This is a genomic window from Demequina maris (genome assembly GCF_000971155.1).
Lineage (GTDB): Bacteria > Actinomycetota > Actinomycetes > Actinomycetales > Demequinaceae > Demequina > Demequina maris.
In genome coordinates, this window is record NZ_BBLX01000003.1 from 237,140 (window position 1) to 251,680 (window position 14,541).

The 14,541-nt window shown below is 72.8% G+C and carries 16 protein-coding genes; 1 reads left to right on the forward strand and 15 read right to left on the reverse strand.

From position 1 onward, the window contains the following. Positions 1 to 22 precede the first annotated feature (22 nt). Positions 23 to 433, forward strand: coding sequence for a hypothetical protein (locus AOM02_RS05080; RefSeq protein ID WP_062297284.1), 411 nt, complete (start codon positions 23 to 25; stop codon positions 431 to 433). A gap of 91 nt (positions 434 to 524) precedes the next feature. On the opposite strand, the gene AOM02_RS05085 is transcribed toward AOM02_RS05080, so the two are convergent. The 15 genes from AOM02_RS05085 to AOM02_RS05155 all read right to left on the reverse strand — a co-directional run bounded on the left by AOM02_RS05085 (position 525) and on the right by AOM02_RS05155 (position 14,489). Continuing rightward, a complete protein-coding gene (locus AOM02_RS05085; RefSeq protein WP_062287270.1) occupies positions 525 to 755 on the reverse strand; it encodes a KH domain-containing protein in 231 nt (76 codons plus the stop codon). Positions 756 to 757: 2 nt separating this feature from the next. Further along, positions 758 to 1,210 (reverse strand): 30S ribosomal protein S16, encoded by a 453-nt coding sequence (rpsP, locus tag AOM02_RS05090; RefSeq protein WP_062297286.1) that lies wholly within the window; start codon positions 1,208 to 1,210, stop codon positions 758 to 760. A gap of 162 nt (positions 1,211 to 1,372) precedes the next feature. Beyond that, positions 1,373 to 2,149 carry an FAD:protein FMN transferase gene (locus AOM02_RS14240; RefSeq protein WP_062297288.1) on the reverse strand — a complete coding sequence of 259 codons (777 nt, stop codon included), beginning with the start codon at positions 2,147 to 2,149 and terminating at the stop codon, positions 1,373 to 1,375. Further along, positions 2,146 to 2,772 (reverse strand): FMN-binding protein, encoded by a 627-nt coding sequence (locus AOM02_RS14245; RefSeq protein WP_062297290.1) that lies wholly within the window; start codon positions 2,770 to 2,772, stop codon positions 2,146 to 2,148. The genes AOM02_RS14240 and AOM02_RS14245 overlap by 4 nt, the downstream gene beginning before the upstream one ends. 3 nt (positions 2,773 to 2,775) lie before the next feature. Next, positions 2,776 to 3,177, reverse strand: a complete 402-nt coding sequence (locus AOM02_RS14250) for an FMN-binding protein (RefSeq protein WP_062297292.1) — start codon at positions 3,175 to 3,177, stop codon at positions 2,776 to 2,778. 19 nt (positions 3,178 to 3,196) lie between these two features. Beyond that, on the reverse strand, positions 3,197 to 4,540 hold the full coding sequence (locus tag AOM02_RS05110; protein WP_062297294.1) for a ferredoxin reductase family protein: 1,344 nt from the start codon (positions 4,538 to 4,540) through the stop codon (positions 3,197 to 3,199). 88 nt (positions 4,541 to 4,628) lie between these two features. Next, positions 4,629 to 6,047, reverse strand: coding sequence for a ferredoxin reductase family protein (locus tag AOM02_RS05115; RefSeq protein WP_062297296.1), 1,419 nt, complete (start codon positions 6,045 to 6,047; stop codon positions 4,629 to 4,631). Further along, the gene (locus AOM02_RS05120; protein WP_062297302.1) at positions 6,044 to 6,631 is read right to left on the reverse strand and encodes an FMN-binding protein; all 588 of its coding nucleotides are present in this window, start codon (positions 6,629 to 6,631) and stop codon (positions 6,044 to 6,046) included. The genes AOM02_RS05115 and AOM02_RS05120 overlap by 4 nt, the downstream gene beginning before the upstream one ends. Before the next feature lie 71 nt (positions 6,632 to 6,702). Continuing rightward, a complete protein-coding gene (locus AOM02_RS05125; protein ID WP_062297303.1) occupies positions 6,703 to 7,776 on the reverse strand; it encodes an amidohydrolase family protein in 1,074 nt (357 codons plus the stop codon). A 1-nt stretch (position 7,777) separates the two neighbouring features. Then, positions 7,778 to 9,379 (reverse strand): signal recognition particle protein, encoded by a 1,602-nt coding sequence (gene ffh, locus AOM02_RS05130; protein WP_062297307.1) that lies wholly within the window; start codon positions 9,377 to 9,379, stop codon positions 7,778 to 7,780. A 29-nt stretch (positions 9,380 to 9,408) separates the two neighbouring features. Beyond that, positions 9,409 to 11,139, reverse strand: coding sequence for a [protein-PII] uridylyltransferase family protein (locus AOM02_RS05135; RefSeq protein ID WP_228373775.1), 1,731 nt, complete (start codon positions 11,137 to 11,139; stop codon positions 9,409 to 9,411). Between the two features lie 69 nt (positions 11,140 to 11,208). Beyond that, complete coding sequence (locus AOM02_RS05140; RefSeq protein ID WP_042215355.1) at positions 11,209 to 11,547, reverse strand: P-II family nitrogen regulator; 339 nt, start codon at positions 11,545 to 11,547, stop codon at positions 11,209 to 11,211. A 3-nt stretch (positions 11,548 to 11,550) separates the two neighbouring features. Beyond that, positions 11,551 to 12,822 (reverse strand): ammonium transporter, encoded by a 1,272-nt coding sequence (locus tag AOM02_RS05145; protein WP_062297311.1) that lies wholly within the window; start codon positions 12,820 to 12,822, stop codon positions 11,551 to 11,553. A gap of 202 nt (positions 12,823 to 13,024) precedes the next feature. Beyond that, positions 13,025 to 14,161, reverse strand: a complete 1,137-nt coding sequence (gene ftsY / locus AOM02_RS05150) for a signal recognition particle-docking protein FtsY (protein ID WP_228373776.1) — start codon at positions 14,159 to 14,161, stop codon at positions 13,025 to 13,027. A 52-nt stretch (positions 14,162 to 14,213) separates the two neighbouring features. Further along, entirely contained in the window at positions 14,214 to 14,489 is a 276-nt protein-coding gene (locus tag AOM02_RS05155; RefSeq protein WP_062297313.1) for a hypothetical protein, read from the reverse strand. Positions 14,490 to 14,541: the final 52 nt, after the last annotated feature.

Below are 14,541 nucleotides of genomic sequence, written 5' to 3' on the forward strand. Positions count from 1 at the left end.
GCGCCCTGACAAGGAGGCTCTCATGGCCAGCGAACGTCGTCCCGCTTCCGTCACGCTCGTCTCCGCGCTCACGTGGATCGCCGCGGGGCTCGACCTCATCCTCGGCGCGCTGATGATCTGGTTCTACTACAACCCGGACGACCTCAGCTCGAGCATCAACGCCGACAACCTGCTCTGGTACGGCCTCACCACGCTGGTCATGGGTGTGTTCACCGCGGCCGTCGCGGCGGGCCTCGCGATGGGCTCCCAGGGCGCGCGCGTGCTCGTCATCATCGTGATGGTGCTGCGCATCGCCGGCGCCGCGTACGGGCTCGGGAGGGTGGGCGGCGAGGTCGCCTGGCAGGCCGCGATCGAGATCGTGCTCGCCCTCGCGGTCATCGGGCTGCTGTCGACGCGGCGCGCCTCGGCCTGGTTCCGCGGCACGCGGGTCTGACCCCGCGCATCGTCCCCGCGGCACCCGGACACGCAGCAGGCCCCCTCCCTCCGAGCGGAGGAAGAGGGCCTGCCGTGCGTCGAGCCTGAGGCTAGGCGACGTCCACGATGTTGACGCGGACGTCGTCACGCGCGATGGCCTCGACGACCGTCCGGATAGCCGTCGCGGTGCGACCGCGGCGACCGATGACCCGGGGCAGGTCGTCGGGGTGCACCACCACGTTGAGGGTGGTGCCGCGACGCCCGGAGCGCTCGGTCACGCGGACGTCGTCCGGGTTGCGGACGATGCTGCGGACCAGGAACTCGAGAGCGTCGACGACCATCGTCAGTTCTCCTCGGCGGGGGCCTCGGCGGCCTCGTCGGCGACCTCGGCCTCGGCGGCGGCGGTCTCCTCGGCCTTGGCGGCCTCCTTGGCGGCGGCGGCGTCGGCCTTGGCCTTCTCCGCGGCGTCGGCCTGCGCCTTGATGGCGTCGGCGGCGTCGGCCTTGGCGGAGGCACCCTTGACGGTGCTCACGCCCTTCTCGCCCTTGAAGGTGGCCCAATCACCGGTGAGCTTGAGCAGCGCGGCGACCTGCTCGGTGGGCTGCGCGCCCACGGAGAGCCAGTACTGCGCGCGCTCGGAGTCGATCTCGATGATCGAGGGCTCCTCGGTGGGGTGGTACTTGCCGATCTCCTCGATCGCACGGCCATCGCGCTTGGTGCGCGAGTCCATGACGACGACGCGGTAGAACGGGGCGCGCTTCTTGCCGAAGCGCTTGAGGCGGATCTTCACAGCCATGGCTGTCTCCTTCTGAATTCGGTGTGAGCCGGATCGCGGTCCCCGGGGAATCACGGGAGCCTCGACCTGACAAGACGAATCGGCGTGCACGGGTAGAGGGCCGTGCGCGCCAGCGACCCATTGTGCCAGATGGGACGATGCGCGACCAACCTCGCGCCCCGGTCACCTCACGCTGGGCCACCCGGGCGACGACTGCGCATCGTACGTGCCGTCGTAGCGGCCGCCCGTGACGAGCAGCACCTCGAGCCCGCGCTCGAGGGCCGCGGCGACGATGCGCGGCCCTCCCCCGGCGATCGCGGTGGCCCACGCGTCGCACTCGGTGAGGTCGCGGCCCGCCACTGACACCTGCATGTAGTGGCGCGCGGTCTCGCCCGTGACCGGGTCCCAGATGTGGTCGACCACCTGCGCGCCGCCGGACGTCGCGAGCGCCGTGAACGCACCGCCCAGCTCGACCACGTCGACCACCGGCGTGCCGGTCGGGTCGCCCTTGACGCGCGGGTCCGCGATGCCGATGCGGCGTGCGCGGCCGCCGCCCACGAGGACGTCGCCGGACGCCCCCACCATCCAGTCGGAGGCGCGCGCGGCCCGCAGGTGGCGGCTGGCGCGTGCGACCGCCCACCCCTTCACAAGCCCCGTCGGGTCCAGGACGCCGTCCTGGCGGCGCGCGTCGAAGCCGCCCAGGGTGGCCTCGCGGTACCACTCGCACGCCTCGAGCACCTCGCGGAGCTCGTGCGGCGCCTCGTCGAGCGTGAGGTCGCCGCGCAGGTAGCCGCTGAGGTACGAGTCCTCCTTCCACAGCGAGAAGACCTCGTCGGCCCACACGAGCCCGGCGTGGAACTGCGCGAGCGCCCCGTCGACCTCGGCCGGGTCCGGGTCGTCGAGCTCGACCACGAACGGCATCGCCATCGCGTGGACCGTGGTCCGGAACGTCTCGGTCACAGTCCTGCCTCCTCGAACGCGCCGCGCATGGACTCGATGAACGCGGGCGAGGTGAACGAGGCGCCGCTGACGGCCTCCACGTCCCACGTCTGCGCCGCGAGCACCTTCTCGCGCAGCTCGGGGATCGCGCGCGCGTTGATCTGCACCGACTGCGCGTCCTGCGTGCCCGCGACGATCGCCTGCACGTCGGTCACCTCGCCGCCGGTGACGGTGATGCGGGCCTGGTAGTCGCCGCGGGCGTTGGTGACGACGGGCCCGTCGTGCGTGGACGATGCGGGGGCCGGGTCGGCCTGCGCGGTGGCGGTGGCGGTGGGCGTCGGGCTCGGCGTCGTGGCCGCCGGCGCGGGCGTCGCGATCGCGCAGTCGTCGTCCTCGCGGAAGTCCTTGTCGTCGTCCTCGTCGTCGCCGCTGTCGTCGGGCTCGCACGTCACGGACGGGGTGGGCGCGGGCTCGGGCGTGACGCTCGGAACCGGCGAGGCGCTCGGGCTCGCGCTGGGCGAGGCGTCGGGGCTCGACGGCGCGACGAGGTCGAGCGTGGGCAGCTCCTTGGGCGCCGCCGCCCAGCCCGCACCGACGATCGCGGCGCACCCGCCGGCGACCAGCACGGCCCGGGACGCGCGCATCGTCTAGCCCGCCGCCGCGGCGTCGTCGAGCGCGCCCTGGATGGACTCGAGGAAGGCCGGCGACGTGTAGGACGAGCCCGACACGGCCTCGACGTCGGCGCTCTGCGCCTCGATGACCTTGTCGCGCAGCTCGGGGATGGCGCGGGCGTTGATCTCGACGGACTCGGGCGCGTCGGTGCCGGCCTCGATGGCCTGCACGTCCGTGATCGCACCGCCCTCGATCGTGACCTGCGCCTGGTAGCCGCCGCGCGCGTTCTCGATGCGCGGCCCGTCGTACGTGCCGTCGGCGTACGCGACGTCCGTCGTGGCGCCCGCCGCGGACTCCGCGTCCGCGTCCCCGCCGCATGCGCTCAGCACCGTCGCGGCGGCTCCCGCGAAGGCGAGCACGCCCGCCGTCCTGGTCATCGTCCTCATCGTGTCCCCTTCACCATCCGAACCTCTCCCGATGCACGGCCGTCGCGGGCACGCCCGCGGCGCGCGCGTCGAGCTCGACCGCGTCGGCCCACCGCACGGGGCCGCACACGTAGACGTCGCGCGACGCGACGTCGGGCACCAGCGCGCCCAGGCTCTCCCCCGCCGCGGTGCCCCACCCGGACCCGCGCGGGCCGGCCACCACCACGACCTCGGCGTCGCGCTCCGCGGCGAGCGCCTCGACCTCGTCGATGAGCGGCGCCTCCTCGCGCGAGCGCACGCGCAGCACCACCGTGCACGGCGCCTGCGCCTCCTCGAGCAGCGCGCGGATGGGGGTGACGCCGATGCCGGACGCGACGAGCACCGAGCCGGGCGCGGTGCGCTCGACGTCGGTGAAGATCCCCAGCGGCCCCTCGGCGAGCACGCGCGTGCCGACGCGCAGGCCGGCGACCGCCGCGGACGCGTCGCCCGAGGGCTTGACGGTGATCCGCAGCGAGTCGGGGCGCGGCGCGCGCGACAGCGACCACGGGTGCGCCTGCGTCCACCGCTGCCGGTCGAGGAAGCGCCACAGCAGGAACTGGCCGGGCCGGGCGCCGAGCCGGTCGAGGCCGCGCCCGCTCATCACGACGCTCGTGGAGCCGTCCGGCTGGGGCTCGACCGCGGCGACACGGAGGTCGTGCCGGGCGAGCAGGACGAGCGGGCGGACGATGCGGAAGACGAGGAACGAGCCGACGGCCAGGGTCCACAGCGCGAGCCAGAACCACCACGCCGCTCCCCCGTCGCGGAAGGTCGACCCCTCGAGGAACTGGTGCGGGACCACGGCGGCGATCGCGACGTAGACGAGCAGGTGGACCGCGTGCCAGCGCTCGTAGCGCCAGCGCGAGCGCACCATCACGAGCGACGTCGCGACGACGATCGTGAACAGCCCGAGCCCGACCTGCGCGGCCACCATGAACCAGCCGAGGTCCCACAGCGCGACGGCCTCGGTCAGGATCGAGCGGCCGTCGTAGCGGGCGTTCATCACGAGGACGAGCCCCACATGGACGAGCATGAGGATGAAGGCGACCTTGCCGAGGCGCGTGTGGATCGCGGCGGCGCGGTCGTGGCCGAGCGCGCGCTCGACGTACGGCGCGCGCGAGATCAGCGTGATCTGCGACAGGACGAGGACCGCGGCGACGATGCCGGCGACGCGCCCGAGGCCGTAGACGTGGTCGATCGGGGAGGTGACGAGCAGCCCTCCCGACGCGACGAACAGCGCGACGCCGACCGCGGCCACGAGGTAGATCGAGGCTTCCAGCCCGTCGCGCCACCAGCCCCGCCGGGCGGTGCGCCGCGCGTACGCCTCGACGGTGCTCACGGGACCTCCGGGGGCTCGGGGACGGGCTTGTCCGGGCAACGCGCGCGGGCGTCCGATCGTTCCGCCGCGCGCACGTGCATCGTACTTGCTACCAGGCGAACTCCTCCGCGTGGCGGCGCTCGGCCGGCACCCCGGCGGCCGTCGCATCGTCCATCACGGCGTCGACCCAGGGCTGCGGGCCGCACGCGTAGACGTCGGCGCCGGCGATGGTGGGCACGAGCTGGGACAGCGTGACCGGCAGGGCGGCGGGCGACCAGCCGTCGCCGCGGGCGCCCGTGAGGACGTGGAGGTGGGCGCCGCGGGCCGCGGCGAGCTCGCGGAACTCGTCGAGGTGCGGGATCTCCGCCTCGGAGTGCGCGCGCACCACGACGGTGCAGCCGCCCGCCCGGAAGTCGGCGGACTCGAGCAGCGCGAGGATGGGCGTGATGCCCACGCCCGCGCCGGCGAGCACGAGGTGGTCGCCCGAGCGCGACGCGTCCGTGAAGATGCCGAGCGGACCCTCGACCATGACCCGCGTGCCGGGCTTGAGGTCGCGCAGCGCGGACGAGCCGTCGCCGAGCGGCTTGACGGTGATCCGCATCCAGCCGTCGCGCACGGTCCGCGACAGCGAGTACGGGTGCGCCTGGCCCCACATGTCGGCCTGGAGGAAGCGGAAGAGGAAGAACTGGCCGCCCTGGGCGTTCAGACGGCGCAGCTGGCGCCCGTGCATCGCGACCACGGTCGAGCCGTCGGGCAGCGTGCCGACGGCGGCGACGCGGATCCGGTGGCGCAGGAAGCGCGCGAGGGGACGGACCACGCGGTACGCGAGGAGGCCGCCGACTGCGACGGTCCACAGCACCACCCAGTACCACCACGCGAAGCCCATGCTCATGAAGCTCTGGCCGTCGGTCAGCTGGTGCGGGATCGACAGGCCCACCGCGAGGTAGCTGAAGAGGTGGACCGCGTGCCAGTTCTCGTATCGCCAGCGGCTCCGCACGATGGCGTACGAGGTGATCACCACCGCGCACAGCACCACGAAGCCCACGCTGGCCATGAACATCGGGCCGCCGTAGCCCACGACGAAGTCCCAGGTCTGCGCGAGCAGGCCGGTCTGGGTGGGCATCGCGTAGCCGGCGATCAGCAGCACGATGTGCGCGATGATCACGAGGAAGCCGATGCGCCCCAGCTGGGAGTGGATCCGCGCGGCGCGGTCGTGCCCGATCGCCTGCTCGACGAGCGGGATGCGGGCGATGAGGATGAGCTGGGCCATGATCATCGTCGACGCGGCGATGCCGGCGACGCGGCCCAGCGTGGTGAGCAGGCCGGCGACGGTGGTGACGTCGACCGAGCCCGAGGCGAGCATGAGCGACAGGCCGCCGACGCCGGCGAGCCAGGCGGCCGCCTCGAGCGTGTCGCGGCGGCGGCTGCGCGTGACGGCGCGGTCGCGGCGGGCGCGCAGGCGGGGATCGACGGCGTGGTGCGGCGCGGGCGCACGATGCGTGACGGGCCGGGTCGCTGCGGCGGTCATGCGAGCCCCGCGACCTGCATCGCGCTGTAGACGGCCTCCTCGACGGCCTCGGACGTGAAGCTCGCGCCGGAGACGTAGCCGACGTTGACGTCCTGCGCCTCGAGGATGGCCTGCTCGAGGACCGGGATCGCGTAGTCGTTGATCTGCTGCGAATGGTGGTCCGCCTCGCCCGACTGGAGCCAGTCGATCGCGGTCACCTGCCCGCCCTCGACGGTGATCTCGGCCTGGAAGACGCCGTAGCGGCTGCTGATCGCCTCGCCGTCGTATGTGCCGCTGCCGCTGCTGTCCGCCGTGGACGAGTCGGTGGTGCCCGAGTCGGTGGTGCCCGTCGAGGTGTCCGACGGGGTCGACGTGTCGGTGGGCGTCGAGGTGTCCGTCGAGGTGTCGGTCGACGAGTCCGTCGACGTGTCCGTCGACCCGGAGGAGGTCCCGGTGGAGGTGTCGGTGGTCGCGCCCTGCTGGGCCTCGGCGACCGTCTGGGTGGACGCATCGTCCGGCCAGAGGAAGCCCGAGCCCATCACGGCGCCGGTCGACAGCAGGGTGGCGGAGAGGCCGGTGACGAGGATGCCGGAGGATCGCTTCATACCCCCAATATCAGCGGCGGTACCTGAGAGCCCTCAAAGGTCGACCTGGGAGTTGGCTGAGAGGAGCGGCGTCAGACGAGCGCGCCGCGCAGCACCACGTGGCGCGGCGTGCACAGCGCCGCGATGCCCTCGCGCGGGTCCTCGGAGTACACGACGAGGTCCGCGGGGGCGCCCTCCTCGAGGCCCGGCGCGCCGAGGAACTCGCGTGCCCGCCACGAGGCCATCGCGACCACCTCGGCGTCGGGGATGCCGGCGGCGGCCATGAGGGCGGCCTCGGCCGGCAGCGCGCCGTGTCCGATCGTGCCGCCCGCGTCGGTGCCGACGAGCAGCGGCACCCCCGCCTCGTGCAGCGCGAGGGCGTGCGCGAAGCGACGCTCGTGCATCGGCCGCATGCGCGCCGCGTAGGCGGGGAAGCGGGCCTCGCCCTGGGCGGCGTAGCCCTCGAAGTTGGCGACCTGAAGCAGGGTCGGGACGACGGGGATGCCGCGGCGCGCCGCCTCGTCCATGTGGTCGGCGGTCATGCCGGTGCCGTGCTCGATGCAGTCGATGCCGGCGTCGAGGAGCGCGTCCATGGTCTCGGTGGCGAACGTGTGCGCGGTGACGCGCGCGCCCGCCTCGTGGGCCGCGGCGACGCCCTCGGCGAGCACGTCCGCCGGCCACAGCGGCGTGAGGTCGCCGACCTCGCGGTCGATCCAGTCGGCGATGATCTTGACCCAGCCGTCGCCCTTGCGCGCCTCCTCGGCCATGGCCGTGGGCAGGTCGGCGACGTCGATCTCGCGGGCGTAGTGGCGCAGGTAGCGCATGGGGCGCGCGATGAACCGGCCCGCACGGATGAGGCGCGGCGCCGTGGTGACGCCGTCGAGGAAGCGCGTGTCCGTGGGCGAGCCCGCGTCCCGGATCAGCAGCGTGCCCGCGTCGCGGTCGACCAGCGCCTGCTTGAGCGCGAGGTCGGGGTCGACCGCTCCCCCGCTGTCGAGGCCCACGTGGCAGTGCACGTCGACCAGCCCGGGCAGCACGAAGCCGTCCACCTCGTGGCGCGCCGCCACCTCCGGCGGCTCGAACGTGAGGCGCCCCTCCACCACCCAGGCCTCGTCGCGAACGTCGTCGTCCCCGACGATCACGGGCCCGGTGAGGTGGAGGGCCATGTCAGCGTCCCAGGTACTTCGAGAGGTCCGCGTTCAAGGCGTCGCGGTCGACGTCCTGCGGCGGCCGCTGGCCGAGCCCGAAGGCCGAGCCCTGCGACGCCGCCGGGGCGGACGCCGCCCGGTTCCTCGCATCGGCCTCCTGCTGGGCGCGCTTGGCGGGGTTGCCGGACTTGCCCTTGACCTTGCGCTGCGGCGCCTGCTTGCCCTTGGACTTCTTGCCGCCGGGCAGGCCGCCGAACGCGCCGGGCCCGCCGCCCGCTCCGGGCATCTGCGGCATGCCGCCGCTGCGGGACATCGCGCGCATCATCTGCTGCGCCTGCTCGAAGCGCTTGATGAGCGAGTTGATGTCCGAGACCTGCATGCCGGAGCCCTTGGCGATGCGCGCGCGGCGCGAGCCGTTGAGGACCTTGGGGTTCTCGCGCTCGAGCGGCGTCATCGACTGGATGATCGCCTCGGTGCGGACCAGCTCGCGCTCGTCGAAGTTCTCGATCTGGTCGCGGATCTGCCCCATGCCCGGGAGCATGGTCAGCATCTTCTTCATCGAGCCCATGTTCTTGAGCTGCTGCATCTGGCTGAGGAAGTCCGCGAGCGTGAAGTCCTCGCCCTTGGAGACCTTCTCGGCCATGCGCTCGGCCTCGGCCTGGTCGAACGTGCGCTCGGCCTGCTCGATGAGCGTGAGGATGTCGCCCATGTCGAGGATGCGCGACGCCATGCGGTCGGGGTGGAACACCTCGAAGTCGTCGAGCTTCTCGCCCGTCGACGCGAACATGATGGGGCGGCCGGTGACCTCGGCCACGGAGAGCGCGGCGCCGCCTCGCGCGTCGCCGTCGAGCTTGGTGAGGACCACGCCGGTGAAGTCGACGCCCTCCTGGAAGGCGGTGGCGGTCGCCACGGCGTCCTGACCGATCATCGCGTCGATGACGAACAGGACCTCGTCGGGGTCGGTGGCCTTGCGGATGTCCGCGGCCTGGCGCATGAGCTCCTGGTCGATGCCGAGGCGGCCCGCGGTGTCGATGATGACGACGCTGTGCTGGCGCTGCTCGGCCTCCTTGAGGCCCTTCTTCGCGACCTTGACGGGGTTGCCGCGCGGGCGCTCGTCCTCGCGCGTCACGCCCGCCTCGGGGGCGAAGACCGGCACGCCGGCGCGCTCGCCGACGACCTTGAGCTGCGTGACGGCGTTGGGGCGCTGGAGGTCCGCGGCGACCAGCAGCGGGGTGTGGCCCTGCTGCTTGAGGTGGTGTGCGAGCTTGCCGGCGAGCGTGGTCTTTCCGGCGCCCTGAAGGCCGGCGAGCATGATGACCGTCGGGCCGGTCTTCGAGAAGCGCATCGCGCGGGTCTCGCCGCCGAGGATGCCGATGAGCTCCTCGTTGACGATCTTGACGACCTGCTGGCCCGGGTTGAGCGCGCCCGACACCTCGGCGCCGAGCGCGCGCTCGCGGATGTTCGAGGTGAAGGTGCGGACCACGGGGACGGCGACGTCGGCGTCGAGCAGAGCGCGACGGATCTCGCGGATGGTGCCGTCGATGTCCGCCTCGGAGAGGCGGCCCTTGCCCCGCAGGTTGCGGAACGTCTCTGTCAGGCGATCGGAGAGGTTGGCGAACACGGATATCCCTTCACAACGTGCCCACCAGACTACCGAACCGGGGACGCCCCTCCGGTGCCGAGCGCCGCGCGGGCCCGGTCGGTCAGCGTGTCGACCAGCTGGGCGCGCCACGCGGTCCACACCTTCGGCCCGGCGGCCTTGGAGTCCGCCTCGGTGAGCGCCCGCAGGATCTCGAGCAGGTCGGCACGATGCTCGATCGCGTCGAGCAGCGCCGCGACGGTCGCCGGGTCCTCGGGATCCTTGGTGGTCGCGAGCACGGACAGCGTGAGGTGCTGGCGCACCAGTAGCTCGAGGTCGTGCGCGGTGCCCTCGGACAGGCCCATGCGGGCGGCGATCGCGGGGATGAGCGCGGCGCCGTCCACCGAATGGTCGGTGGCGTCCGCGCGCTTGCCGATGTCGTGCAGCAGCGCAGCGAGGTGCAGGAGGTCCGAGCGGTGCGCGCCGCGACGGTGCTTCGCGGCGATCGTGACGGACTCGAGCATGTGCCGGTCGACCGTGTAGAGGTGGATGGGGCTGCGCTGGGGACGGTTGCGCACGCCCTCCCACTCGGGGATCCAGCGGACCGTGAGGCCGTGCAGGTCCATGGCCTCCCACACGGCGACCAGGTGCGCGCTGCCGCGCAGCAGGTCGCGGAGGTAGGTGCGGGCCTCCGTGGGCCACGGCTCGGGGAGGTCCGGGCAGCGCTGCAGTGAGTCCAGCAGCGTGGGGGTGAACGTGAGGCCCGTCGTGGCGGCGGTGGCCGCCGCGCGCAGCGGGAGCAGCGCATCGGCCTCCGCGGCGTAGCCGGGCGCGAGCGCGAGCTCGCCATCCACGTCGATGAGCCCCTCGGCCACCTTGACGTGGCGGGGCGCGGCGGCGCGGCGGCGCGCGAGGAACGCGCGCGAGCCCACGCCGGAGCGCTCGAGCGACCGGCGCGCGCCGCGCTCGGTGGTGTCGAGCGCGAAGGCGACGATGCGGCCGGCCTCGCCGATCGCGGCGAGCAGGTCGTCGGGGTCGTCGTAGCCGAGGCGCGCGGCGACCTCGGGGGCGACGTGGCGGCCGAGCACGTTGACGCTGCGGCCGGTCTCGAGCTGGAGGGCGTCGCGCACGTCCAGCAGCAGGTCGCCCGCGGCGTCGACGGCGCCGTGCGGGCGGTCGGTGAGCCAGGTCGCGGACAGCGCGGTCAGGCTGACGTAGTCGCGCAGCCCCCCGCGCGCCTCCTTGAGGTGGGGCTCGATGAGGTACGCGAGCTCGCCGTGGCGCTCCGCGCGGGCGCGCGAGGCGGCGAGGAGGTCGGGCAGGCGCTTGCGCGCCGCGGCGCGCCAGTCCTGGTAGATGTGCGTGCGGGCCTGGAGCAGCAGCTGCTCGTCGCCCGCGATGAGGTGGAGGTCCAGCAGCCCGGCCGCCGCGGCCAGGTCCTTGGACGCGACCTGGCGGCACTCGGTGAGCGTGCGCATCGAGTGGTCGAGCTCGAGGCCCGCGTCCCAGATGGGGTACCAGAGGCGCTGCGCGAGCTCCGCGACGGCATCCTTCTTCAGGGTCGACCCGTCGTGCAGGATCACGAGGTCGAGGTCCGACGCGGGGCCCGCGTCGCCGCGGCCCACGGACCCGACGGCACCGAAGGCGATGCCGTCGCGCAGGCCGTCGGCGTGGTCGTCCCAGTGCTCCTTCAGGTGGGCGAACACGAAGTCCGCCATCGCCTGCCGGCGCTGCCTGCCGGGCAGCCCGCTCGCGGCGAGCTGCTCGGCGCGTTCTCTCCTCAGACGCTTGAGGTCCCGCACCCCTCGGGGGTGCGGGACCTCAGCGCGGGAGCCTTCACGGCTCTCCATCTGTCCGGCGGTCTCCCCTGCTTAGAGGGCGTCCGCGCCGTGCTCGCCGGTGCGGACACGGGCCACGTCGTCGACGGGGACGACCCAGACCTTGCCGTCACCGATCTTGCCGGTCTGCGCGGCCGAGACGATGGCCTCGGTCACGGTCGCGGCATCGGCGTCGTCCACGAGGACCTCGAGACGGGTCTTGGGCACCAGGTCGACGGTGTACTCCGCACCGCGGTAGACCTCGGTGTGCCCCTTCTGGCGGCCGTAGCCGGCAGCCTCGGAGACGGTGACGCCCTTGACGCCCGCGGCCTCGAGGGCCGCACGGACCTCGTCGACGCGGTGGGGCTGGATGATTGCGGTCACGAGCTTCATGGTTTACACAGCCTCCTCGTAAGCGGTCTCGCCGTGCTCGGCGAGGTCGATGCCCTGCACCTCGACATCCTCGCTCACGCGAAGACCGATCGTGTACTTGATGGCCAGACCGATGATCAGCGTCATGATGGCCGAGTAGACGATCGTGATCGCCGCGGCAGCAGCCTGGACACCGAGCAGGGTCACGCCACCACCGTAGAACAGACCGGCGTCACCGTTGATGGTGCCCGAGGCGACGAGGCCGATGGCCAGCGTGCCCCAGAGGCCGGAGACGAGGTGGACGCCCACGACGTCGAGCGAGTCGTCGTAGCCGAACTTGTACTTGAGGCCGACCGCGAGGGCCGAGAGGACACCGGCGAAGAAGCCGACCGCGATGGCGCCCCAGGTGTCGACCGAGGCACAGGCCGGGGTGATCGCGACGAGACCCGCGACCACACCGGAGGCGGCGCCGAGCGAGGTGGCCTTGCCGTCGCGGAGCTTCTCCGTGAGGAGCCAGCCGAGCATACCGAGCGCGGTTGCGGTGGTGGTGTTGACCCACGCGAGGGCCGCGTAGCCGTCGGCGGCGAACGCCGAACCGGCGTTGAAGCCGAACCAGCCGAACCACAGGAGGGCCGCGCCGAGCATGACGAACGGCAGGTTGTGGGGCTTGAAGGGCTCCTTGCCGAAGCCCTTGCGGATGCCGAGAAGGAGAGCGAGCACGAGACCGGCCACACCGGCGTTGATGTGGACGACGGTACCGCCGGCGAAGTCGTACGGGCCGGGCAGGTCCGCGAAGAGCGGGCCGCCGCCACCGAGCAGCGCGTCGAAGCCCTCACCGTTGGTGCCGGTGCCCCAGACCCAGTGCGAGACGGGCGCGTACACGAGGATGACCCAGATGAACGCGAAGGTCAGCCAGGCGGAGAACTTCATGCGGTCCGCGACCGAGCCGGAGATCAGCGCGACGGTGATGATGGCGAACGTGGCGCCGAAGCCGGCCGAGATCAGCGTGATCGGGTCGTCGGCGTAGTTGTTGACCACATCGATCATGCCGAAGTTCGAGAACGGCTCACCGAAGAGGTTGTTGACGGTGGGGCCGGCCGAGATCGAGTAGCCGAACAGGATCCACGCGAGCATGCCGACGCCGAGGGCGCCGAAGCTCATCATCATCATGTTCAGGACGGACTTGCTGCGCGACATGCCGCCGTAGAAGAACGCCAGGGCAGGCGTCATCAGCAGCACCAGCGAAGCCGACACGAGGAGCCAGCCGAGGGCCCCCACTCCGTCGGCGTATGCCATTGCGTCTTCCATTGGTTTGTCTCTCCTTTTCGCTAGCCCTCCGGCTAGTCATCCAAGAGACTTCCGCAATGTTGTTAAACCTGGACGACCCCCATGTTTCCGAACGGTTACATCGACGGCACGCAGGTAAAAGGTGCGTTGCGCAAACGGACATCCCGGGTGCCGGGCGCGTCGCGACGCGCTCCCCGGTCGGTCCGGCCCGCTAGTCGCCGAGCAGCGAGTCCACGAAGCCCGCGGGGTCGAAGGGCGCGAGATCGTCCGCGCCCTCGCCGAGGCCGACGAACTTCACGGGCACCCCGAGCTCGCGCTGCACGGCGAGGACGATGCCGCCCTTGGCGGTGCCGTCGAGCTTGGTGAGGACGATGCCGGTGAGCGGGGCGACCTGCCCGAACACCCGCGCCTGGGTGAGGCCGTTCTGGCCGGTGGTCGCGTCGAGGACGAGCAGCACCTCCTTGGGCGGGCTCACCTTCGACACGACGCGGACGATCTTGCCGAGCTCGTCCATGAGGCCCTGCTTGTTCTGCAGCCGGCCCGCGGTGTCGACGAGCAGCACCTCGGCGGCGTCCGTGCGCGCGCGGTCCGCGGCCTCGTACGCGACGGAGGCGGGGTCCGCGCCGTCCACGTAGGCGCGCACCACCGGCACGCCCACGCGGGCGCCCCAGGTCTCGAGCTGGTCGGCGGCGGCCGCGCGGAACGTGTCGGCCGCGCCGAGCACGACGCTGCGGTCCTCGGCGACGAGCACGCGGGCGAGCTTGCCCACGGTGGTGGTCTTGCCCACCCCGTTGACGCCGACGACGACGGCGCTGTGGAGCTCGCCGTCGCCGGGCGCGCCGAGCGCGAGCGAGCGGTCGAGCGAGGGGTCGACGACGTCGAGCAGCGCGGCGCGCAGCAGGGCGCGCGGGTCGCCGTCGGGGTCCGCCTTGAGGCGGGCCTTGAGGTCCGCGAGCAGCTCGTCGGTGGCGGCGGCGCCCACGTCCGCCATGAGGAGGGTCTCCTCGAGCTCGTCCCAGTCGTCCTGCGACAGGGACCCGCGGCGGAAGATCGCGAGCAGCGACTGGCCGAAGGTGGTGCCCACGCGACGGCGCAGCCGGCCGAACCGATGATCGACCGCCTCGGGGGTCTCGACCGCGGGCGCGGCCTCCTCGAGGGCCTCCTCGGGCGCCTCCTCGACCGTGGTCGCGGCGGCGGCCGCCGCATCGTCCCGGCGCGGGGGCGCCTCGCGGGGCGGCGCCTTCCTGCTGCGGCCGAGGAGGGCGGCGCCGACGCCGCCGATCACGACGAGGCCGGCGACGATGGTCACCAGGAGGTCGCTGTCACCAGGGATCCATGAGATGTCCACGGGCACAGTCTGTCAGGTCACCCGGCGGAGTGTCGCCGGTCCCGCGGGGGCGTCAGGCGCGGTGGCGCGCGGGCTGCGCCGGGGTGTGGCGCATCGTGACGGTCGGGAGCGAGGCGGTCTCGCGGCCGAGCTCGCCCACGACGTCCAGGGTGGCCTCGGGGCGCTCGATCTCGTCGAACAGGTGCTCGCGCACGGGCCGGCGCTCCTCGGCGCCCAGCAGGATGCGCACGACGCGGCGGCCGCGTCCCTCGCTCGCGAAGGCGGCCACGAACACGATGGTGGCGATGAGCCCGCCGACCACCAGCGTCTGCACCATGTAGTTGAACATGCGTCGCTCCCCACGCCTCGGGCCCGTCGGCCCTCGGCCTTCTCGCCCGGCA